Genomic DNA, 23,443 nt, shown 5'->3' on the forward strand with positions numbered 1-23,443 from the left:
CGAGCCACGCCCCGAGCAGCGGCTCGCGCACGTCCGTGCGACGCCGCGTCCGCCACCACATCACCGCGCCGAGCGCCGCGACCGTCAGGCCCAGGTCCTCCTTGACCAGCACGAGCGGCGCCGCCCACAGCGCCGCCGCCCACCATCGTTCGCGCAGGAACGCGACCAGCGCCAGCGCGAGGAGCGGGACGGCGAACGCGATCTCGTGGAACTGCGCCGCGACCGCCCCGACCAGGCCGAAGCTCACCGCGTACGCCGCGGCGACGGACGCGCCCTGCAGCGCGCCGAGCACGCGGACCGCCTCACGTCCGACCACATACACCGAGAACGCGAACAGCAGCCCCTGCACGACGAGCAGGGTGAGCGCCGAGGGTGCGATCCGGTACGGGACGCCGAGCAGCACCAGCAGCGGGTGGAAGTGGTCGCCGAGCAGGTTGAACCCGTCGCCCTTGATCGTCACGACCGGCGCCTCGAGGTGCGCGTACCGGCGCGCGAGCTGCGTGAAGATCCCCAGGTCCCACGACGGCGACTCGAACCGCCGCCACTGCAGCACCGAGTACAGGACGTACGTGGCGGCGGCGAGCAGCGCGACGACCAGCGGCCCGGCCCACGCGGCGACGCCTCGCGCGGGCTCGGGAGCCAGCGGCTCGCTCGCGACGGGGCCCGGGACGGCGACGGTCGAGGAGCCGGGCGCCTCGTCCTCGGAGGTCCCGCTCTCGGGAGCCGGCGCCTCGGTGGGCTCGACCTCGGCACCCTGGTCCGGCTCCGCCGATGCGGGTGCCGGGTCAGGCGTCTTCGTCGCGTCGTCCGTCACAGCCACCGGGGCATCATGGCAGGCTCGGCCGTCACGCGGCGCGAATGCCGCCGATCGGGCGTCCGTCAGCCGTCGTCGCCGGGGCGGACGCCACCCTCGTCGGACCCGGACCGCGCGCCGACGACCACGGGCTCGGGCGCCGCCGGCTCAGCCGGTGCGGGGCGGCGACGGCGCCGGACCGCCATCACGACGAGCGCCACGACGCCTGCCAGCGCGAGCCACGGCAGCAGTGCGCCGAGGACCACCATGACCACGCCGACCGTCGTCACGAGCGCCTCCCAGCCCGACGCGAGGCCCGTGAGGAACGTGCCGTCCTCCTCCTGGGTCTGCACCGGCAGGACGCCCGGACCGGACACCACCACCTCGATGGTCGAGAGCGCGACCTGGTCCGCCAGCCGCGCGCGCTGCGACTGCAGGCTCTCGAGCTCGGCCTGCCGCTCCGAGAGCGCGGACTCCGCCTCGAGCAGGTCCTTGGTGGTGCCCGCCGACGACATGAGCGCCTCCATGCGCTGCACCGAGAGCTCGAGCGCGTGGATGCGGGCGTCGAGGTCCTGCGCCGTGCCCGTGACGTCGTCGGCCTGCAGGTCGACCGCGGTGACCTCGCCGATCCTGCCCAGCTCCTCGATCGTCGCCGTCACCGAGGTCGCCGGCACCCGCACGACGAGCACCGCGGTCGCGGTCCCGTCCGCGCTCGCGGCCGACTCCGAGCGTGACTCCACCCGGCCGCCGCGACGGTCGACGTCGGCGGCGACCGCGCGCGCCGCGGCGATCGGGTCCTCCGCCTCGACGTGCACCGACCCGGTCTGCACGACCATCCGCGCGTCGTCCCGGGCGGCGGCCTCCCCGCCGGCGTCCTGCCCCGATCCGCCCTCGTCCGCGTGGGCCGCCGAGACGTCGACCGCACCGCCGACCGCACCGCCGACCGTGTCGTCGGCCGGGGACACGGCGGAGTCCGCGTCCTGCGAGCACCCCGCCAGCAGCACCCCCGCGACGAGCAGCCCGAGGAGCGCACCGGCCGGTCGCCGGGCAGGTCGTGGGGTTCGCTGGCGCAGCAGGTTCGTCGTCATGCCACCGACGCTAGGGACCGGCCGACGCGTGCGAGCAGGTTCGCCGAGGATGTGCCGCAATCGTGACGAGCCCGACGCCGGATCGTCGTCGGACCGCCTGCAAGAAGCCCGCGTCACCGCACAGTGAGACCGTCCCCGCACCTGGTTGACCGGCGTGAGAACGGGACGTACCGTCGCGTCGAACGGGTCGGACGTGCCCGTGTCGGAGGTGTGCACGATGGACGGACGCCGGGTCGAGCCCGCGACGTCGGCCTCGTGCGCGCTCATCCGTGAGGCCATGCGAATGCGCCCGGCGACGACCGCCGTGCGATATCCGCGCGGCTGTTGCTGTCGCCACTGACCTCACCCGCCGAGCCGGGGCGAGGCGAGCGTCGACCGTCCGGTCCGCTCGCACCCCGCGTGCTCGTGCCCGCGCAGCGCGCGCTCACGGACCGCACGGTCCCGACGAGAGCCGCGTGACCCGTCGACCGCGACGCACCCCGCCCGCCGGGCGCAGCACCGCCTCACCGCGCGTGCCGCCCGCGGCGCCACCCGAACGTCCCACCACAGCGACCCGCGTCGCCGAGGAGTCCCCGTGTCCCAGGTCCTGGACCTTCCCGTCACCCCCACGTCGCTCGTCGGCGACGACCCGACCTTCGTCGTCGACGAGGACGACGACGCGCGCACCGCGGACGACGTGGTCGTCGTGTTCGACCGCAACGTCGCCGTCGCCGGCGGCTCCTACCGCGGTCGGAGCGCCGCGCTGCCCGCACCCGCCGGGGACGGCGCGCGCGTCGCGCACGTCACCGGTGTGTGGGTCCTGCCGGGTCGGCGCCGCCGCGAGCACGTGCGTCGCGCGCTCGTCGAGATCGAGGCCAGCGCCGCCCGTGCCGGCTTCTCGCGTCTGCACGTCGTCGTCGAGCCGTCCCGGACCGACGCGCTCGCGCTCCTGCGTGAGCGGTGGTTCACGCCGGTGGACGCGCCGTCCGCGACGGGTGACCTCGAGCTGGAGAAGTGGCTGCTGCCCGTGTGAGGCGCGCGAGCTGAGCCGCGGACCACACGTGCTGCGCCGCGAACGCCCGCCACGGTGACCATCGCGCGGCGCGTCGTCCGAGCTCCGCGGCCGGTGCGAGTGCGAACGCCTGGCGCAGGACCAGGTCGCCCGCGGGGAACGCGTCCCGCGCGCCCAGGGCCCGCAGGGCCAGGTAGTCGACCGTCCACGGCCCGACGCCCGGCAGCGCCAGCAGCCGCTCGCGCACCGCGGGCGCGTCCGCGCCGGGCGACAGGTCGACGCCGTCGGCGCACGCGCGGGCGACCGCGACGAGCGTGCGCGCCCGGGTGGCCGGGACGCGGAGCACGCCGCGCAGCTCGTCGGCGTCCGCGGCGGCGACCACGTCCGCGGGCGGGAAGAGCGTCAGGCCGTCAGGACCCGGTGTGCCCAGCGCCTCCGCGAGCCGGCCCGTGAACGTCCGCGCCGCGGCGAGCGAGACCTGCTGGCCCAGGACCGTCTGCGCCGCGACCTCGAACCCGTCGACGTGCCCCGGCACGCGCAGGTGCGGGCGCGCCGTGACGAGCGGGGCCAGCACGTCGTCGTGCCGCAGGTGCTCGCCGGCCGCCGCGACGTCGTCGTCGAGCCCGAACCACCGTGCGAGCAGGTTCTCGACCTCGTCGGACGTCAGCCCCGGTCCGACGCCCGACGCCGGGTGGGCCTCCGCGACGACCTCGTCCGGCGCGAGCCGCACGACCAGCCGGACGACCGACCCGTCCGCGGCGCGCACGAGCCGCTCCACGCGGCCGCTGCTCGGCGTCCCCGCGTCCGCGCCGACCACCTCGTCGACCACCTCGTCGAGCTCGAGGCGTTCGACGCCCGGGACGACGTGCACCGCGAGGTAGGCGAGCATCGCCCGCGCGTCGAACGGCACCCGCACCACTACCGCGCCCCGCATCACCCGGCCAACCTAACGGGCTCTCCCCACACCCCCGCCGCTCCGCCCCTCCCGACCCCGCGCTTGCTCCGGCTCCGCCCCCGCACTCCCGGAGCAACGACGGTCTCGTCGACGTCCCGTCCCGCGACCCCGCGCTTGCTCCGGTTCCGAGCCCGCGCTCCCGGAGCAACGACGGTCTCGTCGACGGCCCGTCCCGCGAGCCCGTCGTTGCTCCGGCTCAGGGGCCGGATTGCCGGAGGAAGGGCGGGGTCGGCGGGTCGTGGGGGCGGCGGGGTGGGACGGTAGGGGGTGGTGCGGGGTCGTCAGGAGGCGGTGGCGGCGCGGAGGGCGGGGAGGGTGAGCGGGCCGCGGTAGGGCTCGCCGTCGACGAGCAGCGTGGGCGTCCCCGCGACGCCGTGCGACAGACCGTCGAGGTAGTCCGCCTCGACCGCGGGCGCCCAGCGCTGCGCGGCCTGGCCGACGACCTCGTCGGGGTCGATGCCCGCCTCGACGGCGTAGCGCCGCAGGTCCGGGTCGGCGAGGTGGTCCTGGTGCGCGAACGCCGCGTCGTGGAGCTCCCAGAAACGACCGTGCGCACCGAACGCCTCGGCCGCGAGGGCTGCGGTGAGCGCGTGCGGGTGCACCTCGAACAGCGGGAAGTGCCGCCAGACCAGACGCACCGCGCCGTCGGACGCGTCGACGAGCGTGCGCAGCACAGGCGCGGCGGCGCGGCAGTGCGGGCACTCGAGGTCCCCGAACTCCACGACCGTCACCCGCGCGTCGGGCGACCCGTACACGTGGCGCACGGATCCGGGGGACGGCGCGGCGGCGTCAGACGGCACGAGGTCAACCTAGGCCCGCCGGCGCCGCACGCGCACCGGGACGGGCACCGCGCGCGCCAGGACCGGGCGGCCGCCCTCCGGCTGTCCCGGCAGGGCGCACCGAGCGTGAGGTGGCAGGGTGGGAGCGTGACTCGGACGGCTCTGGTGACAGGTGCAGGACGCGGGATCGGGCGGGGCATCGCGCTCGGCCTGGCGGCTGCGGGGTACGACGTGGCGCTCGTCGGGCGCACGCGCGCGCATCTCGACGAGGTGGCGGCGCTCGTCGCGGGACGCAGCCCGCAGGTGCGGGTCGTGGTCGCCGCGGCCGACCTCGTCGACCCGACGCAGGTCGCCGACGCGGTCGCGCGGGTCGAGGACGGTCTGGGCGGGATCGGTCTCGTCGTGAACAACGCGGGCGTGATCGAGCGCGCGGAGACGGACTTCGTCTCGGACGACGTCGAGGACGCGTGGCGCGTGGTCGAGACGAACGTGCGGGGGCCGATGCTCGTCGCGCACGCCGTGCTGCCCGCGATGCTCGCGCGCGGTGAGGGACGCCTGCTGCAGGTCAACTCGGGCTCGGGCTACAGCACGGCGGGCGCGTACACCGGCTACGGCATCTCGAAGGGCTCGCTCGCGCGGCTCACCACGCTGCTCGACGCGCAGTACCGCGACTGCGGCATCCGCACGCTCGACCTGGCGCCGGGGGTCGTCGCGACCGACATGACGGCCGCCATGCCCGTGCACGCGGACCGCACGCGGTGGACGTCGCTCGACGACGTGGTCGCGCTGGTGCGGGCGTTCGGCGACGGCGAGCTCGACGCGCTCTCGGGCCGGTTCGTCCGCGCGGGTGCGGACACGGTCGCCTCCCTGCTGGCGGCCGCGGACCGCATCGCGGACACCGACGCGCGCCGCCTGCGCGTGCCCGCCTACGGCCCGGACGACCCGCTGGCCTGACCGGGCAGGCACTGCTGCGCCCCGGCGTCGTCCGCCGCGTCCGTCGTCGCGCCGGGGTCCGCCGGGTCGTGCGCGCCCGGGGCGCGCCAGGGGAGCGGGGGGAGCGCCGGTGGGGGGTCGGACGGCGGGGAGCACAGCGGAAGGCGTTCGCCGAGCCAGCGCAGCAGCACCGAGCCGACGACGGCCGCGACCAGCGAGCCCGCGAGGATGCCGGTCTTCGCCTCGGCGAGGTGCTGCTCGTCGTCGAACGCGAGCTCGGCGATGAACAGCGAGATCGTGAACCCGATGCCGGCCAGCACCGCGCCGCCCATGAGGTGACCCCAGCGCACGCGGCCGGGCAGGTCACCGAGCCCCAGGCGGATCGCGAGCGTCGCGGCGCCGGTGATGCCGACCGCGTTGCCGACGACGAGGCCGACCATGATCGCGAGCGTGAGACGCGAGCGCGCCGCGTCGGCGAGCGACTCGGCGTCGAGCCGCACGCCGGCGTTGGCGAGCCCGAACAGCGGGACGACGACGAACGCGCTCCACGGGTGCAGCATGCGCTGCAGCCGGTCGCTCGCCGGGACCGCGGCACGCGACGCGAGCTCGGTCAGGTGCTCGCGCTCGGCGGTGGTCTCCTCGACGAGGTCGCGCGCGTAGCCCTTGACGGCCTGGACGTCCTCGCGGCGGGCGGCGGTGGCGGGGACGACGAGCCCGACCGCGACGCCGGCGAGCGTCGCGTGGACGCCGGACGCGTGCACGGCGACCCACAGCGCGACCCCGCACAGCGCGTAGGGGAGCAGCCGCCACACGCGCACCCAGCGCAGGACCAGCATGACGACGACGAGCGCGCCCGCCACGGCCAGCGCCACCAGGTCGACGTCGTCGGTGTAGAACACGGCCATCGCCGTGATGGCTCCGATGTCGTCGACGATCGCGAGCGTCAGCAGGAACAGCCGCAGCCGGTCCGGGCACGCGGGTCCGAACAGCGCGAGCACGCCGACGAGGAACGCCGTGTCGGTCGACATCACGACGCCCCACCCGTGCGCCACGTCGGTGCCGGCGGTGAGCGCGAGGTACAGCAGCACGGGGACGACGAGCCCGCCGAGCGCCCCGAGCGCGGGGACGGCGACGGTGCGCCGGTCACGCAGCTCGCCCCGCGTGGCCTCGCGGGCGATCTCGAGACCGACGACGGTGAAGAACACGGCCATCGCGGCGTCGTTCACCCAGGCGTGCAGCGACAGGTCGAGCGACCACGAGCCCAGGTGCAGGCCCGCGGTGGTGTCCCACAGCGCGTCGTACGCGGCCGACCACGGCGAGTTGACCCAGACGAGCGCGACGACGGTCGCGGCGAGCAGCGCGAGCGCCGACGCGGCCTCGGTGCGCAGGAAGTCCAGCACGGACGGGGACAGCGACGGCACGCGCACGCGCAGCGCGGGACCGACGCCGCCGCGCGGCGGTGCGCTGGTCACGCGCGGCCCGGGGTGCGTCGGGCGGCGCAGCGCGGGGCGGTGGCGGCCGCAGTCATAGCGGTGAACGTACGCCAGGGCGCCGACGCGACGCACCTGCCGGGTGCCGGGCGCGGCGGCCCGGCAGGTGCACCGCGCGCTACTTCTCACGCCTGGCGCCGCGCACGTGTGCGCGAAAGGTTCCCGGGACGCAACAGCGCCGCGTCGGGCGACGAAACATCCGATTCCTAGCGTCGGGGACGTCCGAGCCCCACCCGAGCCCCGGAGGCCCCCATGGCGCAGCCGCTCGCGACCGTCGACGAGTCGCCCTCGTCGTCCAGCACGTCGTCCAGCACGTCCGGCACGTCCCCCACGGCCCTCGCGGGCGCACCGCTCGTCCACCGCCGCGGCCGGTGGATCGACGGCTGGGACCCGCAGGACGAGGCGCAGTGGAGCGCGGTCGGCCGCGCGATCGCCCGCCGCAACCTCGCGCTGTCGATCTTCGCGGAGTTCCTCGGCTTCGCCGTGTGGGCGCTGTGGAGCATCGTCGTCCCGCAGCTCCCGGCCGCGGGCTTCGACCTGAGCGTGGACCAGATGTTCTGGCTCATCGCGCTGCCCAGCCTCGTCGGCGCGACGCTGCGCATCCCGTACACGTTCGCGGTGCCGCTGTTCGGGGGCCGCAACTGGACCATCGTGTCCGCGCTGCTCCTGCTGATCCCGACGATCAGCCTCGCGGTCGTCGTCCAGGAGCCGGGCACGTCGTTCGGCGTGCTGCTGGGCGTCGCGGCGCTCGCGGGTGTGGGCGGCGGCAACTTCGCGTCGTCGATGGCCAACATCTCGTTCTTCTACCCGGAGAAGGAGAAGGGTCGCGCGCTGGGTCTCAACGCGGCGGGCGGCAACGTGGGCACCGCGGCGGTGCAGCTCGCCGTGCCGCTGGTGATCGGCGCGGGCGCGGCGCTCTCGCTCGAGCGGGCCGGCCTGATGTTCGTGCCGCTCGCGATCCTGGCCGCCGTCCTCGCGTGGCGGTGGATGGACAACCTGTCGCACGCGAAGTCCGACCCGCGCTCGTACGGCGTGGCGGCACGCGCCCGGCACACCTGGGTCATCTCGTTCATCTACATCGGCACGTTCGGCTCGTTCATCGGCTTCTCGGGCGCGTTCCCGACGCTGCTCAAGGGGACGTTCCCGGAGGTCACGGCGACGGTCGCGTTCCTCGGGGCCCTCGTCGGGTCCGTCGCCCGGCCGCTCGGCGGCATCCTGGCGGACCGGCTCGGCGGGGCGCGGGTCACGATCGCCGCGTTCGCGGTGATGGCCGCGGGCGTGGTCAGCGCGATCTTCGCCCTGCGGTCGCACAGCTTCGGCGCGTTCCTCGCGTCGTTCCTGGTGCTGTTCGTCGCGACGGGTGCGGGCAACGGCTCGGTGTACCGCATGATCCCGGCCGTGTTCCGGCACGGCGCGACCGACGCCGAGGACCGGGTCCGGCGGGCGCGCGCGGCGGCGGGGTGCCTCGGCATCGCGGGTGCGGTCGGGGCGTTCGGCGGGTTCCTCATCCCACGCGGGTTCGCGGTCTCGACGTCGCTCACGGGCAACATCCAGGCGGCGCTGTGGGTGATCGTCAGCCTGTACGCGGTCATGGCGTTCGTGACGTGGGCGGTGTACTCGCGCCGCGGGTCGGCCTTCGGCGACACGGTCATCTGAGCCGCGAGAGCCGATGACGACCACCACCACGCAGGTCCAGGGGAGCACGCCGTCGCTCGAGCAGGTGGCGACGGTGTGCTCCTACTGCGGCGTCGGCTGCGGGATCGTCCTCGACGTCGCGTGCGACGACGAGGGCCGCCGGGTCGCGCGCGGCGCGCGAGGCGACAAGGCGCACCCCGCGAACGCCGGTCGCCTGTGCACCAAGGGCGCGACGAGCGCCGACATGCTGGCCGCGGGCGGTCGCGCGACGCACGCGCTCGTCCGCGCGGAGCGGGGGGCCGAGCCCGAGCGTGCGGACCTCGACGAGGCGGTCGCGCTCGTCGCGCGTCGGCTGCGCGAGGTGATCGACACGCGGGGACCGGACGCGGTGGCGTTCTACGTGTCGGGGCAGATGAGCCTCGAGGCGCAGTACCTCGCGAACAAGCTCGCGAAGGGGTACGTGCGCACGCAGTGGATCGAGTCGAACTCGCGGCTGTGCATGGCGTCGGCGGGCACGGGGTACAAGCTGTCGCTCGGCTCGGACGGCCCGCCCGGCTCGTACGACGACCTCGACCACGCGGACGTGTTCCTCGTCATCGGCGCGAACATGGCCGACTGCCACCCGATCCTGTTCCTGCGGCTGCTGGACCGTGTCAAGGCGGGCGCCAAGCTCATCGTCGTCGACCCGCGGCGCACCGCGACCGCCGACAAGGCGGACCTGTTCCTGCAGGTCAGGCCCGGGACGGACCTGGCGCTGCTGAACGGGTTGCTGCGGCTCGTCGTCGAGGCGGGCGGTCTCGACGAGCAGTTCGTCGCGGAGCACACCGCCGGCTGGGACGCGGTCGAGGCGATGCTCGAGGACTACCCGGCCGACGAGGTGGAGCGGCTCACGGGCGTGCCGGCGGCGGACCTGCGGGCCGCGGCGGAGCTGATCGCCGCCGCCGGGAGCTGGGTGTCGTGCTGGACGATGGGGCTCAACCAGTCCACGCACGGGACGTGGAACACGAACGCGCTGGTCAACCTGCACCTCGCGACCGGCGCGATCTGCCGGACCGGGTCGGGGCCGTTCTCGCTCACCGGGCAGCCCAACGCGATGGGCGGCCGCGAGATGGGCTACATGGGCCCGGGCCTGCCGGGCCAGCGCTCGGTGCTCGACGCGGCGGACCGCGCGTTCGTCGAGGAGGTGTGGGGGCTCGAGCCGGGCACCATCCGCGCCGAGTCGACCGGCCGCGGCACGGTGGACATGTACGAGCGGATGGCCGCCGGCGAGATCGCGGCGTGCTGGGTCATCTGCACCAACCCCGTCGCGTCGGTCGGCAACCGGCGCACCGTGATCGAGGGGCTCGAGCGTGCCGAGCTCGTCGTCACACAGGACGCGTTCGCCGACACCGAGACCAACGCGTACGCGGACGTGGTCCTGCCCGCGGCGCTGTGGTCGGAGTCCGACGGCGTGATGATCAGCTCCGAGCGCACCCTGACGCTGGCCCGCGCCGCGCTGCGGCCGCCGGGCGACGCCCTGCCTGACTGGCTGCTGATCGCACGCGTCGCGCAGGCGATGGGCTACGACGGCTTCGACTTCACGACCTCGCAGGAGGTGTTCGACGAGCTGCGCGCGTTCGCCAACCCCCGCACGGGGTACGACCTGCGCGGCGCGACCTACGAGCGGCTGCGCGGCGGCCCCGTGCAGTGGCCGGTCGCGCCGGACGGCCCGCGCCGCAACCCGATCCGGTACCTCAACGACGGCGTCAGCCAGCCGGAGCTCGTGCGCGAGGACGGCACGCGACCGCGGCTGCGGTTCGCCACGGCCGACGGCCGCGCGCAGTTCCACGCACGGCCGCACCTGCCCGCCGCGGAGCTGCCCGACGACGACTACCCGTACGTGCTCAACACCGGGCGTGTGCAGCACCAGTGGCACACGCTGACCAAGACCGGCAAGGTCGCCAAGCTCAACCGCCTGGCGCCCGGCCCGTTCGTCGAGATCCATCCCGACGACGCTGCCGCGCTCGGCGTCGTCGACGGCGCGTCCCTCGAGGTCGCGTCGCGGCGGGGGCGCGCGGTGCTGCCCGCCGTGGTGACCGACCGCGTGCGCCCGGGCTCGCTGTTCGCGCCCTTCCACTGGAACGACCTGTTCGGGGAGTACCTGGCCGTGAACGCCGTGACGTCCGACGCCGTCGACCCGCTGTCGTTCCAGCCCGAGCTCAAGGTCTGCGCGGTCGCGGTCACTCCCGTCGCGGGCCCGACCGGTGGCCCCGACCGTGCGGACGGTGCGACCGACGTACGTGAGCACGACGAGACCGCGGGGCACCTCGCGCCGGGACCGGGCACGACGAGCCGCGGCGGGCTGACCCCGGGCGCGGTCGCGATCCGGGCGCTCGGCGCCGCGCTCGGGCTCGACGGCCTCGAGCCGCCGCCGCTCGGGGCCGACGAGCGGCGCTACCTCGCGGGCTTCCTCGCGGGTCTCGGCGGGGGCGCACCCGGCACACCCGTGCTCCCGACGTCCGCACCCCTGGCGCCCGACCAGGCGCTGTGGGTCGACGGCCTGCTCGCCGGCCTGTTCTCCCGCACGCCCGAGCCGCACCCGGCCCGCGCGTCGCGCGCTGCGGGCGAGGCGCCCGGTGTGCGCGCGCGGCAGGTCGTCGTGCTGTGGGCCTCGCAGACCGGGAACGCCGAGGAGCTGGCCGCGCTCGTCACCGAGCGGGTCACGGGTGCGGGGCTCGCGGCGCGGTGCGTCGCGATGGACGACTGCCCGCCCGCCGACCTGCCGACCGACGCGGACCTGGTGCTCGTGACCAGCACGTTCGGCGACGGCGACGCCCCCGACAACGGCACCGCGTTCTGGGAGGCGGTCGCCGCGCCCGACGCCCGGCGGCTCGACGGCACGCGCTTCGCGGTGCTCGCGCTCGGGGACTCGAGCTACGACCGGTTCTGCGGGCACGGGCGCCGCCTCGACCACCGGATCGCGGAGCTCGGCGCCACACGCCTCGTCGAGCGCGGGGAGTGCGAGCCCGGCGAGGACGACCGCGCGCACGCGTGGCTCGACGCGCTGCTCGCCGTCCTCGTCCCCGCGACGGCCGATCCTGCCGCGGGCGGCGCACCCTCGACCGGGATCGCGTCGTCCACGTCCCTCGTCGTCCCGGCGCCCGGCTCGTCCTCGAGCTCCTCGGCCTCGTCGGCCTCGTCGGCCTCGTCGGCCTCGTCGGCGTCATCGGGCTCGTCGGTCTCGTCGCCGCGCGACCCCGCGGCCGCGACGCGGCAGGACCCCGGCGCGGCGCGGCTCGTCGGGAACCGGCTGCTGTCGCTGCCGGGCTCCGCCAAGGAGGTCCGCGAGATCGTCCTCGACGTGGCCGACAGCCCGCGCGCGGTCACGTACCGGGCGGGCGACGCGCTGGCCGTCCGTCCGACGAACGCGACCGCACTCGTCGACGAGTGGTTCGCCGTCACCGGGTGGGACCCCGAGCAGCTCGTCGCCGTGGACGGCCGGGCCGTCCCGCTGCGCGCCGCGCTCACCGACGAGCTCGACATCACGCGCGTCTCACGCGACCTGCTCGCCGTCGTCGCGGAGCACGGCGGCAGCCCCGAGCTGCGCCGCATGCTCCGGCCCGACGGCGGGACCGACCTCGCGCGCTGGACCTGGTGCCGCCAGGCGGTCGACGTGGTCGCCGAGCTCGCACCCGACGTCCCCGCGACCGCGCTCGTCGGCGCGCTGCGACGCCTCGCGCCGCGGCAGTACTCGATCTCCTCGAGCCCTCGCGTCACGCCCCGCACCGTGTCGCTCACGATGTCGGTCGTGCGGTACGCGTCGCCGTCCGGCGCCGCGCGCGGCGGGGTGTGCTCGACGTTCCTCGCCGACGCGCCCACCGGCACCGTCGTCCCCGTGCACGTGCAGGCCAGCGCCCACTTCCACCCGCCCGCCGCGGACGTGCCCGCGATCATGATCGGCCCCGGCACGGGCGTCGCGCCGTTCGTCGGCTTCCTCGCCGACCGTGCAGCCGCCGGTCACACCGGGCGCAACTGGTTGTTCTTCGGCGAGCAGCACGCCGCGACCGACTTCTACTACCGCGACGAGCTGTCCGCGATGCTCGCCGACGGTCGGCTCGACCGCCTCGACACCGCGTTCTCGCGCGACCAGCGCGCCAAGGTCTACGTGCAGGACCGCATGCGCGAGCACGGCGGACGCGTGTGGGAGTGGCTCGAGTCCGGGGCGTCCGTGTTCGTGTGCGGCGACGCGTCGCGCATGGCGAGGGACGTCGACACCGCGCTGCGGGACGTCGTCGTCACGCACGGCGGGCTCACCCGCGACGCGGCCGACGCCTACGTCAAGGACCTCACCACCACGCGGCGGTACGTGCGCGACGTCTACTGACCCCGCGGTCTGCCCCGTGACCCTGCCCGGCGACGCTGCTTGGTCACGCTGCCCGGTCACGCTGACCGGTCACGCTGTCCGGTCACCCTGTCCGGTCACGCTGCCCGGTCACGCTGCCCGGTCACGCCGTCCGGTCACGCTGTCCGGTCGTGCCGCCCGACGAGCCCGTCCGGGTCACACGACCGTGACGTGCACCGAGTCGTAGCCCGTCGCGCCGTCCGGCACCACGTCCGCGACCTCGCCCGTCTGCGGGCCCTCCGGGTCGAACGCCCGCACGTGCAGCACGTGCTCGCCCGGCTCTGCGCGCCACGTCCAGCGCCACTGCCGCCACGAGTCGATGCCGCCGTCCGCCGCGAGCGTCGCGTCCTGCCACGCACCCTCGTCGGCCCGGACCTGGACCCGCCGCACGCCACGGTGCTGCGCCCACGCCGTCCCGGCGACCACGACGTCACCCGCCGCGACGTCCCCGCCGCCGCGTGGCACCTCGATCCGTGACTGCGTCTTCACCGGGCCGCGCTCCGACCACCCGCGCTGCGTCCAGTACGCCCGCGCGTCGGCGAACCGCGTGACCTCCAGCTCGGTGACCCACTTCGTCGCCGACACGTACCCGTACAGGCCGGGCACGACGAGCCGCGCGGGGAACCCGTGCTCGACGGGCAGCGGCGCGCCGTCCATCCCGACCGCGAGCAGCGCGTCCCGGTCGTCGGTCAGCGCCTCGATCGGTGTGGACGCCGTCCAGCCGTCGGCGCTGCGCGAGAGCACCATGTCCGCGTCCGCGTGCGGCACCGCACGCGCGAGCAGGTCCCGCACCGGGAGCCCGAGCCACCGCTGGTTCCCGACGAGGTCACCCCCCACCGGGTTCGACACGCAGCACAGCGTCACCCACGCCTCCACCAGGTCGGAGGCGAGCAGCTCGTCCCACGTGAGCTCCACCTCGCGCTCGACGAGGCCGTGCACCCGCAGCGTCCAGGTCGCCGGGTCGACCTGCGGCACGACGAGCGCGGTGTCGATCCGGTAGAACGCGTCGGGTGGCGTCCGCCACGGCTCGACCCCGTCGACCGGGACGTCGACCCCTGCGGGCACCGGTGCCGCCGCGCGGACCGGCCGCGGGAGCCGGACCGCGTCGCGCGCCGCCGTCACCGCGCGTCCCGCCGCACCCGCGGCCCGGCCGACGACCACCCCGACCGCTCCGAGGGCCGCCGCCACCCCCACGGCCTGCAGGAAGCCCCGCCGGTCCGTCCTCGACCACGCATCGCGCGCGGACGTCCCGACCGTCCCCGGCCCGCCCGCGCTCGCGGTCCCGACCGGGTGCGCGGGCGTGCCCCCGCTGCCGGTCGCCGCGACGGAGCTCGACCGGGCGGGCGCCGGCAGGCGGTCGACGAGCAGCCGGAGCGTCCAGAGCCCGGCGGCGGTCCCGACGACCGCGGGCGCCGCCGTCCACGCCGACGCCCCCGGCCGGCCGAGTGCCGCGGCGGCTGCCACGAGACCGAGCGCGACCACGACCGCGGCGCCCCAGACCCACCGCCGCGCGGCCAGGACCCCGGCGAGCGCGGCGAGCCCCGCGAGCACGAGCGCCTCGCCGACGGCGAGCGCAGCCTTGTCGGCGGTGCCGAACGTCTCGGCGGCCAGCTCCTTGAGCCACGTCGGCGTCGCGTCGACGAACGCCGCGCCGACCGCGACGAGCGGATCGCTCGACGCCCCGGTGACGACCGCGACCAGCGCAGCGGCCCCGAGCGTCACGAGCCCCGAGGCGAGCCCGGCCAGCGCCGCGAACCGCGCCCGCGCGCTCCGCCCCCGGCGGAGTCCCGAGCCCTGCTCGTCACCCGTCCCGACCGCCGCCATGCCTCCATGCTGCGGCCTGACCCGGCTCCCGACCAGACCCTGCGCCCGACGAGACCCGGCTCCCGACCAGACCCTGCCCCCGACGAGACCCCGTTCCCGACGAGACTCTGTTCGCGACGAGACCCCGTTCCCGACGCGACTCTGTTCGCGACGAGACTCTGTTCGCGACGACGAGACTCTGTTCCGGGTCTGACTCTGTCGGCGCCTCGTGCGGCCGGTCCGAGCGTCAGAGCGCGGGGGAGCCGAGCGTCGCGGGGACGTGGTCGGTGTGTCCCGCGGTGCGCAGCGCGGTGCGCAGGCGCTCGGCGGCGGCGTCGAGCGCCTCGGCGGGCACGTCGCTGCGCGCGTTCGCGAACGTGAGGCTCGACTCGTCCCACGCGGGCAGCACGTGCAGGTGCAGGTGCGCGACCTCGAAGCCGGCGACGAGCAGCGCAGCGCGCGGCGCACCCCACTCGGCCTGCTGCACCGCCCCGATGGTGCGCGCGACGACCGCGAGGTGCGCGACGACGTCGTCCGGCGCCTGCGTGAGCTCGGGGATCTCGGCACGCGGCACGACGAGGACGTGCCCCGGCGTGATCGGCGCGATGGTCGCGAAGGCGACGCACACCTCGTCGGCCCAGACGAACCGTCCGGGGATCTCGCCGTCGATGATCTTGGTGAACAACGTGGCCATGCGCCCAACCTAGCCGCGCGCCGGGTCTCGTCCGCGCGGCGTGCTCAGGCGCGGCGCAGGGCGTCGCGGATCTTCATGCGGCTCCCGGAGTGCAGGATCGCACCCGAGTAGATGCGGCCCGCGAGCCACACGAGCACGGGCACGAGCGCGATCGACAGCCCGAGCGCGAGCAGCGCCTCCCAGGTCTCCGCGGCGCCGAGCGCGATCCGGATCGGCATGAGCATCGGTGAGCAGAACGGCACGAAGGACAGCCAGGTGGCGAGCGAGTTGGTCGGGTCCCACGGCAGGATCGAGATGCCGAGGACGTAGGGGACGATCATCAGCGTCGTGACGGGGCCGATGACCGAGCCGACGTCCTCCTGACGCGAGACGAGCGCGCCGAGCGCGCCGAGCACGAGCGCGTACATCGCGAACCCGACCACGAACCACACGAGCGCCCACACCGCGGTCGTGCCGATGTCGAGCGACGAGGCGTCGAGCAGCCCGAGTGCGGTGGCGGTGCCGGCTCCGGCGGCGACGACGAGCGCGACCTGCAGCAGCCCGACGACACCGATGCCGAGCACCTTGCCCGCCATGAGCTGGGCGGGCCGCACGGTCGCGAGCAGGAGCTCGACGACCCGGCTGGACTTCTCCTCGACGACGCCCTGCGCGACGAGCTGGCCGGCCGTCATGAGCGAGATGAACAGCAGGATGCCCGCGATGTAGCCCGCGACGATCTGACCGCCGTCGCGCACCGGCTCCGGGTCCAGGGCGGTGACCTGCGGCTGGGCGTCGGCGATCTGCCCCGCGACCTCGGCGGGCTCGCCGCCCAGGTCGGTGACGGCCGACGCGAGGGCGAGCTGCTGCGCGAACGCCGCGAGCACGGGCTCGAGCACCTGGCCGACCGCGTCGTCGACGGTGACGTCGAGCGTCGGGTCCACCGCGGTCACCACGAGCTCGAGCGAGCCGTCCTGCAGCCGCTCGTCGACGGTCGCGTCGTCGACCTCGTGGGTCTCGACCGTGACCCCCATGCCCTTCGCGGTGGCCTCGAACAGGCTCGCCGCCTGCGCGGCGGACGGCGTGAAGCCCACGTCGGTGGCGTCGGGCTCCTGGCCGCCCACGACGTCGAGCAGGATCCCTCCGAGGACGACCGCGGCGACGAACAGCGCGGTCGTCCAGATGAACGCGCGCGTGCGCACCCGCGTCGTGATCTCCCGAGCCGCGACGAGGCGGATCGCCGCGCTCGTCCCGAGCTCCCCGGTCGCGGCGACCTGGCGCGTGCTGGCTCCCTGCCGTGCGTCGGCGCTCACGCCGTCACCTCCGTGCTCGTCGAACCGGCCGAACCGGTGGTCGAACCGGTGGTCGAACCGGTCGGCAGTACGGTCGGGGTCGACCCGTCGGGACCGGGCGGGTCGTCGCTGGTCACCACGTGCCGGTACAGCTCGACGAGCGACGGGCGCACGCGGGCGAACTCGCGCACCGGGCCGGCGCCCAGGGCCGCGGCGAGGAGCTGCTGGTCGACGTCCTGCAGCTGCGGCTCCGCGACCTCGACGACGCTGCGCGTCCCTGCGGCCTCGACGCTGCGCGTCCCTGCGGCCTCGACGCTGCGCGTCCCTGCGGCCCCGACGCCGCGCGTCCCTGCGGCCTCGACGCTGCGCGTCCCTGCGGTCGCGTCGCGCCCCGCGGCCGGGCTCGTCGGGCTCCCGGCTCCGGGCGCGAGGTCGGTCTCCTGCGTGGAGACGAGCCGCGCTGCGGGGACCTGAGCGAGCCACAGCCGCGGTGCCGGCCCGTCGACGAGCCAACGCCGCTCAGGCGTCGAGCGGAGCTCGTCGATCCCGCCGACCGCGACCATCGAGCCCGACCGGACGATGCCGACGCGGTCGCACAGCCGCTCGACGAGCTCGAGCTGGTGCGACGAGAACATGACGGGCACACCCGCTGCCGCCTGGTCGTGGAGCACCTGGCTCATGACGTCGACCGCGACCGGGTCGAGCCCCGAGAACGGCTCGTCGAGCACCAGGATGTCGGGGCCGTGGACGAGTGCCGCCGCGAGCTGCACGCGCTGCTGGTTGCCGAGCGACAGCTTGAGCACCTCGTCCCCGCGCCGCGAGTCGATCCCGAGCACGTGCGTCCAGTGCTCCATGGCGCTCACGGCGTCCGACTTGGACATGCCGTGCAGCCGCGCGAGGTACACCAGGTGCTCGCCGACCCGCATCTTGGGGTAGAGCCCCCGCTCCTCGGGCATGTACCCGATGCGCCGGCGCACGGTGAGGTCCAGCGGTCGACCGTCCCAGCGCACCTCGCCCGAGTCGGCTGCGAGAACGCCCAAGATGATGCGCATCGCCGTGGACTTGCCCGCACCGTTCGACCCGACGAACCCGAAGATCTCGCCGGCGCGCACCGAGAAGGACATGTCGCGCAGTGCTTGTACGGGCCCGTACGCCTTGGACAGGGAGTCGATGGTCAGCTCGGCCATGACCACGATCCCATCAGACGGATCGCCATCTGACCAGCACGATCACGGCGGCGCGCCCAGGTCGCGAGGGGTACGACCCGCTGTGCGTGAGCCAGGGCGCGCGTCGCTGGCCGGTCGCGCTGGTCGTCACCTGGTTCCTCCCACCGGCCCGCCGTGCCGCTCCCGTCTCCCCGCGCGCTCAACCCTGACCTCCCGCCTCGCGTTCGCGTGCCAACGCGTCGAGGGCGAGCACGGTGTTCCAGTTGCGGGCGGTCCCGCCCCGGCCCGCGGCCTTCTCGAGGACGGGCAGCGTGAGCCGCGACCGACCGATCCCGTCGGGGTAGTAGGCGTAGAGCTCGGTGCGCGCCCAGACCAGCCGCTCGTTCCCGTACCGCGCCGGGTCGAACGCGCCGGCGGTCTCGGCGACCGGGCCGTCCCACGCGACCACGACGAGGTGCGACGGGTCGTCGCGGGCCTCGTCGGAGAACGGGCACGCCTCGACGACCGCGTGCCACGCGCTCGCCGTCCGGGCGACGACCGGGACGTCGAACCCCGCCTCGGCGGTGAGCGCGGCACCGAGGGCGTCCGCGGTAGCGGGCGCGCCGTGCGGCGCGACGACGACCACGTTCCCGGAGTTCACGTACGTCTTCACGTCGGTGTACCCGAGCCCTTCCGCGGCCGCGCGCAGCTGTGCGGACGTGAGCTTGCGTCCACCCACGTTGACCGCGCGCAGCAGGCCGATGACCACCGTCCTGGTCACGGAGTCCACCTCTCTGTCACGGGGTCCACCTCTCTCTCGCTCATGGACCACACCGCGGGTCGGGGTCGGGCCCGTTCACCACGCGCCCGGACCGGCCGAGGAACTCGTACCGCGCGGGCACGTCGATCCCGGACGTCGGCCCGGTGTCCTGGTCGTCAGCATCCCGTCCCGGGCGGGGCGGGTCCAGCGGCGACAGGCGGCGCACGTCGAGGTCGAGCCGGTGCACCTCGTGGTGGTGGAACCCGCACAGCAGCACGGAGTTCTCCAGGTCCGAGGGGCCGCCGTCGCGGTGCCACCACCGGATGTGGTGGACCTGGCTGTACCGCGCGGGCGTCGAGCACCCGTTCCAGGCGCAGAGCCTGTCCCGGGCGACCACCGCGAGGCGTTGGGCTGGCGTGAACATGCGTCGACTCCTTCCGACGTCGAGGGGAAGACCAGATGCGCTCATGACCACGCGCGCCATCGCGCAGTCGCACAGCGCCGCCGCGAGCTCGGTACGCGTCAGCACGACCCCGTCGTCGCTGACCGCTGGCCGCACCCGCGGCACCGCCCGCGACGTGACCTGCGACGAGACCTGCGACGAGACCTCGGACGAGCCCGGTGGTGGTGCACCTCGCGGTGCTGCATCTCCCGGTGGCGCACCTCGCGCCGCCGGGAGCCCGTCACCGACCGAGCGGCTCGACCTGGCCCGCTCGCGGACCTCGAGCCAGGTCTCGGCGGGCACGAGCAGGCTCACGTGCGCGGCAGGCGCCCGCGCCGCGCCGTCGGGCAGCTGACCGTCGTCGGCCTGCAGTGCGACGTCCGGCGGACCGGCCGGGGCCGATGCCCCCGGGGCGCTCGGAGGGTGCGTGCGCTGCCCACCCGTCAGTGCGTGGTGCGCGAGGGCCGTCAGCGCGTCGGCGCGCGCCTGCTCGCCCGTGCGGTCGTCGTCGGCGCGGTGCCCCGTGGCGTCCAGGGCGCGGGCGAGAGCGTGACCGGACAGCGGGTCGAGCCGACCACGCAGGTAGGTCCCGTCCGCGCCGTGCGTGAGCGTGAGGAACCGGGCCCGGCGCGCGGCCTCGCGGGCGTCGCTGACCACGTCCGGCTCGTGCTGGGCGACGAGCGCCCCGACCGACCGCGCGAACTCGCGTGCGTCGGTCTGGCGCGCGAGCTCGACGAGCTCGCGCTGCGTCTCGGGCCGCGCGAGGACGTCGACCGCGCGCGGGCCCGCCGTCGTGAGCGTGCGGCCGAGGACGTCGAGGTGGCCGACGGGCACGACGTGCTCCGCCACGGCCCGTCCGACGTGGGGGAGCGCAGCCATGGCGTGCGCCGCACCCAGCTCGCGCGCGACCGCCGCCCGGCTGGCCCCGGACAGCCGCGCCCGGGTGTCGACGAACCCGCGCTCGTTCGCCACCTCGGCGGCCGCGGCGTGCTGCGCGACGAGCAGCGGCGCGCGCACCGCCGTGACGAGGGCGGCGAGCCCGTCGAGCACACGGATCGCCCGCGCGCGCGTCGCGGCGTCCCACGCCCCGGGCTCGCTGGACCCCGCCAGCGACCGCAGCGAACCGTGCGCGCGCTCCAGTAGCGCCAGAGCGCTCTGGCGCCCGGGCGCCCCCGGCGCCCGCGCGGCGCCTCCGGTCACCACATCCGCCTCGAACATGTGTTCGATTCTACGCGATCCGGACACGGCTGCGCCAGTGTCTGAGAAGGGGTGATCGGACGTCATCGGGCGGCCCGGCGGAGCCCTCGTCGTGCAGTGGGTGAACCTGCTCCACCACGGCGTGTCGCTTCCGGGTCCTCCCTAGCCTTCGAGGCGAAGGGGGCGTCGACACGGATGACCGAACGGCTCGAGCACGGGGTGTCCGGTGCCGTGCGCGCGGCTTGGGCGAAGTCGTGGCCGTTCGTTGGAGGGGTCGAGCAGTGGCTCCCGCTGGACCAGCACCTGGCTGATTCGACGGATGTCGCGGGGTTGCTGTGGGACGACTGGCTCGCGGACTCGGTGCGTAGCCTCGTGGCAAGTGCCGTGGGCGACGCATGTACTGCTCGTCGTCTCGTCAGATTCCTGGCGGGAGTGCATGACGTCGGCAAGGCGAGTCCCGCCTTTGCCGTGCAGGTCCCGCGACTCGCTGATCGCATGGTGCGAAGCGGACTGCGGTTCGGTGCGAGCGTGACCAACGACAGGACCGCACTGCGTCACGAAGTCGCGAGCGCTGCTGTGATCGAGCGTCGGCTGGCGCAGTGCACCTCGTTGTCGTCGTCGATGAGAGAGCAGCTGTCCGTCGTCGCGGCCGGGCACCACGGCGCTTACCCACCTCGATCGGCGGTGGCGGTCTCGCGACTAGACCTGCTGGGCGAGGGGCTGTGGGTCGACGTGCAGCACCTGCTCGTCGACCGCGCCCTCCGGCGCTCCGAGCTGCGATGGTCCGAGCTCGACGGCCGCGTGCTGCCCGTGGCGGTTCAGGCCGCGCTGACCGCGATCGTCATCATGGCGGACTGGATAGCCTCCGATGAGTTCTGCTTCCCGCTCCTTCCCGTGGATGTGCTACCCGAGCTCGACGAACCGCGCGTGTCCGAGTCGGGGCGTGCGGTGGAAGGCTGGCGGCGTGCGGGACTGCCCCGGCGTTGGACAGCCCCCTCGTCGGACGTCTCGATCGAGAACCTGTTCGCGCGTCGCTTCCCGAACCTGGGAACACCGCCCCGGTCGGTCCAGCGGGCGGTGGTCCGCGCCGCGTCGGACATGGCTGTCCCGGGTCTCCTCATGGTGGAGGCGCCGATGGGATCCGGGAAGACCGAGGCGGCGCTGCTAGCCGCCGAGCTGCTCGCAGCCAGGAGCGGGGCCTCGGGGATCTTCGTCGCGCTTCCTACCCAGGCGACGAGCTCGGCGATGTTCAGCCGTGTGCACGACTATCTGCAGCACGTTCCGTCAGGTACGGAGCCTCGGCACACCCTCGCTCTCGTCCACGGCAAGGCTGCGCTCAACGAAGAGGCGTCCGGCTTGCCGTCGATCCGTGCGCGCACGGTTCTGGACGAGGAGCCGCGTGAGCATCGGGGCCGGCTCCGACCACTCGTGCCCGTGGCCGAAGCTTGGGCGCGGGGGCGCAAGAGGGCCGCGCTCGCCCAGTTCGTCGTCGGGACGATCGACCAGGTTCTCTTCTCGGCCCTGCTCGCCCGCCACGTCGTCATCCGCCAGCTCTCGCTCATCGGCAACGTCGTCGTCATCGACGAGGTGCACGCCGCGGACACCTACATGGCGGTCTACCTCGATCGGGCACTCGCGTGGCTCGCGTCCTGCGGGACTCCCGTCGTGATGCTCTCCGCCACGCTCCCTGCGGAGCGTCGTCGAGCGTTGTACGACGCGTACGAGAGCGGGCGGGCCGGGTCCCTGGGAGTGGGGGCTGTCGCGGACAGCGAGTGTCTCGGGGGTGACATCGGGTACCCCGCGCTGGTCGCTACGGGGGTCGCGGGGCCGGTGGTCGCCGTCGAGGAGGCCGGTCTCTCGAGCGACGTGGCAGTGCGTCGGGTGGACGACGATCTCGGCTCGCTGGTTGCCGAGCTGCGCGGTGCGCTTCGCCACGGCGGGTGCGCCGCCGTCGTGCGCAACACGGTCGCCAGGGCGCAGGAGACGGCGGCCGCGCTCGAGGCGGAGTTCGGGAGCGAGGCGGTGTTGCTGGTCCACTCGCGGTTCCTCGACGTCGACCGGCGTGCGCACGACCGCCGCCTGTTGGCCGAGCTGGGACCACGAGGAGAGCGCCCAGCTCTGCGGATCGTCGTCGGGACGCAGGTCCTCGAGCAGTCGCTCGATATCGACTTTGATCTGATGGTCACCGATCTCGCCCCGGTTGACCTGATGTTCCAGCGCATCGGGCGGCTCCACCGGCATGCCGGCCGGCCGCGACCGGTCGGCGTCGCGCTGGCGCGGTGCCTCGTCACGGGTGCGGAATGGAAGGGACCGGTTCCTGTGCCGGTCACGGGCAGCGTTCGCGTGTACGGGGCGCTCCCGCTGCTCGCTGCGGCGCATGTGCTGGACGCGCAGCTTGACGGTGAGCCGCTGCGGCTCCCGGTCGACATCGCCCGCCTGGTGCAGGACGCGTACCGGCCCGACCTGCCCCCACCGGCCGGCTGGGAGGCGGCCTGGGAGGAGGCTCGTCGTGCCAACCGGAAAGTGGCCGCAGCTCAGCGGAAGAAGGCGGCGACATACCTGCTCGACCCGCCCGAGGGCCGTAGTCTCTTCGGCGCGTTCCGCGGAGGAGTTGGGAACATCGACGAGGACTCTCCCGAGGGCCAGGCGTGCGTGCGCGACAGCGGCGACTCCGTCGAGGTCGTCGTCGTGGTGTGTGGTCGGGACGGGATCGATCGGCTCGTGCCGTGGTTGGCGGACGTCGCGCTGCCCTTGCGCCATGTGCCGCTTGCCGACGGTGTCGCGCGGCTCGTCGCGCAGTGCACGGTGCGCCTCCCGCCGGCGATGGTCCTGGACCCTGCGGTTGCCCGCCGGGTGATCGAGCACCTAGAGCGCGACAGGTTCGAGGGGTGGGACGCGACACCTCTGCTCCGCCGTCAGCTTGCTCTGGTTCTCGACGACGACCTCGCGGCTGATGTCGCCGGGTTCACGGTGACGTACGACCGTCGCCAGGGGCTCACGGCGCTGGCACAGGCGCCGCCGTGAGGCCGCCGGCGGACGGAGAGAGGCGGAGCCCGCACGCGCTCGGGCTCGGACGTGGACGAAGGAGG

Annotated in this window: 16 protein-coding genes; 5 read left to right on the plus strand and 11 right to left on the minus strand. The window is 74.8% G+C overall.

Annotated elements, in window-relative coordinates; genetic code table 11:
- Positions 1-820 (minus strand): DUF2079 domain-containing protein (locus CUD01_RS10970; protein WP_244937753.1); only part of this gene is annotated, 820 nt, incomplete at its 3' end.
- 59 nt (positions 821-879) lie between these two features.
- Complete coding sequence (locus CUD01_RS10975) at positions 880-1,881, minus strand: DUF4349 domain-containing protein (protein WP_166771961.1); 1,002 nt, start codon at positions 1,879-1,881, stop codon at positions 880-882.
- A gap of 574 nt (positions 1,882-2,455) precedes the next feature.
- On the opposite strand from CUD01_RS10975, the gene CUD01_RS10980 reads away from it, so the two are divergent.
- On the plus strand, positions 2,456-2,893 hold the full coding sequence (locus CUD01_RS10980) for a GNAT family N-acetyltransferase (RefSeq protein WP_141321057.1): 438 nt from the start codon (positions 2,456-2,458) through the stop codon (positions 2,891-2,893).
- Here the strand turns inward: CUD01_RS10980 and CUD01_RS10985 are convergent.
- Positions 2,826-3,806: a DNA-3-methyladenine glycosylase family protein gene (locus tag CUD01_RS10985; RefSeq protein ID WP_141321059.1), complete on the minus strand. Its 981-nt coding sequence runs from the start codon at positions 3,804-3,806 to the stop codon at positions 2,826-2,828. The genes CUD01_RS10980 and CUD01_RS10985 overlap by 68 nt on opposite strands.
- A gap of 302 nt (positions 3,807-4,108) precedes the next feature.
- The gene (locus tag CUD01_RS10990; RefSeq protein WP_244937754.1) at positions 4,109-4,627 is read right to left on the minus strand and encodes a DsbA family protein; all 519 of its coding nucleotides are present in this window, start codon (positions 4,625-4,627) and stop codon (positions 4,109-4,111) included.
- 144 nt (positions 4,628-4,771) lie between these two features.
- On the opposite strand from CUD01_RS10990, the gene CUD01_RS10995 reads away from it, so the two are divergent.
- A complete protein-coding gene (locus CUD01_RS10995) occupies positions 4,772-5,560 on the plus strand; it encodes an SDR family NAD(P)-dependent oxidoreductase (RefSeq protein ID WP_244937755.1) in 789 nt (262 codons plus the stop codon).
- Here the strand turns inward: CUD01_RS10995 and nhaA are convergent.
- Entirely contained in the window at positions 5,533-7,011 is a 1,479-nt protein-coding gene (nhaA, locus tag CUD01_RS11000; protein ID WP_141321063.1) for a Na+/H+ antiporter NhaA, read from the minus strand. The genes CUD01_RS10995 and nhaA overlap by 28 nt on opposite strands.
- Positions 7,012-7,281: 270 nt before the next feature.
- On the opposite strand from nhaA, the gene CUD01_RS11005 reads away from it, so the two are divergent.
- The gene (locus tag CUD01_RS11005) at positions 7,282-8,685 is read left to right on the plus strand and encodes an MFS transporter (protein WP_141321065.1); all 1,404 of its coding nucleotides are present in this window, start codon (positions 7,282-7,284) and stop codon (positions 8,683-8,685) included.
- A 13-nt stretch (positions 8,686-8,698) separates the two neighbouring features.
- Positions 8,699-13,027, plus strand: coding sequence for a bifunctional nitrate reductase/sulfite reductase flavoprotein subunit alpha (locus tag CUD01_RS11010; protein ID WP_141321067.1), 4,329 nt, complete (start codon positions 8,699-8,701; stop codon positions 13,025-13,027).
- A gap of 174 nt (positions 13,028-13,201) precedes the next feature.
- On the opposite strand, the gene CUD01_RS11015 is transcribed toward CUD01_RS11010, so the two are convergent.
- The 6 genes from CUD01_RS11015 to CUD01_RS11045 form a co-directional block, all read right to left on the minus strand.
- Positions 13,202-14,869: a molybdopterin-dependent oxidoreductase gene (locus CUD01_RS11015; RefSeq protein WP_141321069.1), complete on the minus strand. Its 1,668-nt coding sequence runs from the start codon at positions 14,867-14,869 to the stop codon at positions 13,202-13,204.
- Positions 14,870-15,095: 226 nt separating this feature from the next.
- Entirely contained in the window at positions 15,096-15,542 is a 447-nt protein-coding gene (locus CUD01_RS11020; RefSeq protein ID WP_141321071.1) for an HIT family protein, read from the minus strand.
- Positions 15,543-15,586: 44 nt separating this feature from the next.
- Entirely contained in the window at positions 15,587-16,831 is a 1,245-nt protein-coding gene (locus CUD01_RS11025) for an ABC transporter permease (protein ID WP_141321073.1), read from the minus strand.
- On the minus strand, positions 16,828-17,997 hold the full coding sequence (locus tag CUD01_RS17130; protein WP_243860731.1) for an ABC transporter ATP-binding protein: 1,170 nt from the start codon (positions 17,995-17,997) through the stop codon (positions 16,828-16,830). The genes CUD01_RS11025 and CUD01_RS17130 overlap by 4 nt, the downstream gene beginning before the upstream one ends.
- A gap of 178 nt (positions 17,998-18,175) precedes the next feature.
- The gene (locus tag CUD01_RS11040; RefSeq protein WP_141321075.1) at positions 18,176-18,736 is read right to left on the minus strand and encodes a DUF1697 domain-containing protein; all 561 of its coding nucleotides are present in this window, start codon (positions 18,734-18,736) and stop codon (positions 18,176-18,178) included.
- 40 nt (positions 18,737-18,776) lie between these two features.
- On the minus strand, positions 18,777-20,375 hold the full coding sequence (locus CUD01_RS11045) for an HNH endonuclease signature motif containing protein (protein ID WP_141321077.1): 1,599 nt from the start codon (positions 20,373-20,375) through the stop codon (positions 18,777-18,779).
- A gap of 198 nt (positions 20,376-20,573) precedes the next feature.
- Here CUD01_RS11045 and cas3 point away from each other — a divergent pair, with 198 nt between their 5' ends.
- A complete protein-coding gene (gene cas3, locus CUD01_RS11050; RefSeq protein ID WP_166771962.1) occupies positions 20,574-23,378 on the plus strand; it encodes a CRISPR-associated helicase Cas3' in 2,805 nt (934 codons plus the stop codon).
- The last annotated feature ends 65 nt before the right edge of the window (positions 23,379-23,443 follow it).

Source organism: Cellulomonas uda (assembly GCF_006538705.1).
Lineage (GTDB): Bacteria > Actinomycetota > Actinomycetes > Actinomycetales > Cellulomonadaceae > Cellulomonas > Cellulomonas uda.

Coding starts and splice junctions, on each gene's coding strand:
- CUD01_RS10975 (WP_166771961.1), bottom strand. CDS start 1,881: ATGACGACGAACCTGCTGCGCCAGCGAACCCCACGACCTGCCCGGCGA.
- CUD01_RS10985 (WP_141321059.1), bottom strand. CDS start 3,806: ATGCGGGGCGCGGTAGTGGTGCGGGTGCCGTTCGACGCGCGGGCGATG.
- CUD01_RS11005 (WP_141321065.1), top strand. CDS start 7,282: ATGGCGCAGCCGCTCGCGACCGTCGACGAGTCGCCCTCGTCGTCCAGC.
- CUD01_RS11010 (WP_141321067.1), top strand. CDS start 8,699: ATGACGACCACCACCACGCAGGTCCAGGGGAGCACGCCGTCGCTCGAG.
- CUD01_RS11015 (WP_141321069.1), bottom strand. CDS start 14,869: ATGGCGGCGGTCGGGACGGGTGACGAGCAGGGCTCGGGACTCCGCCGG.
- CUD01_RS11020 (WP_141321071.1), bottom strand. CDS start 15,542: ATGGCCACGTTGTTCACCAAGATCATCGACGGCGAGATCCCCGGACGG.
- CUD01_RS17130 (WP_243860731.1), bottom strand. CDS start 17,997: ATGGCCGAGCTGACCATCGACTCCCTGTCCAAGGCGTACGGGCCCGTA.
- CUD01_RS11045 (WP_141321077.1), bottom strand. CDS start 20,375: ATGTTCGAGGCGGATGTGGTGACCGGAGGCGCCGCGCGGGCGCCGGGG.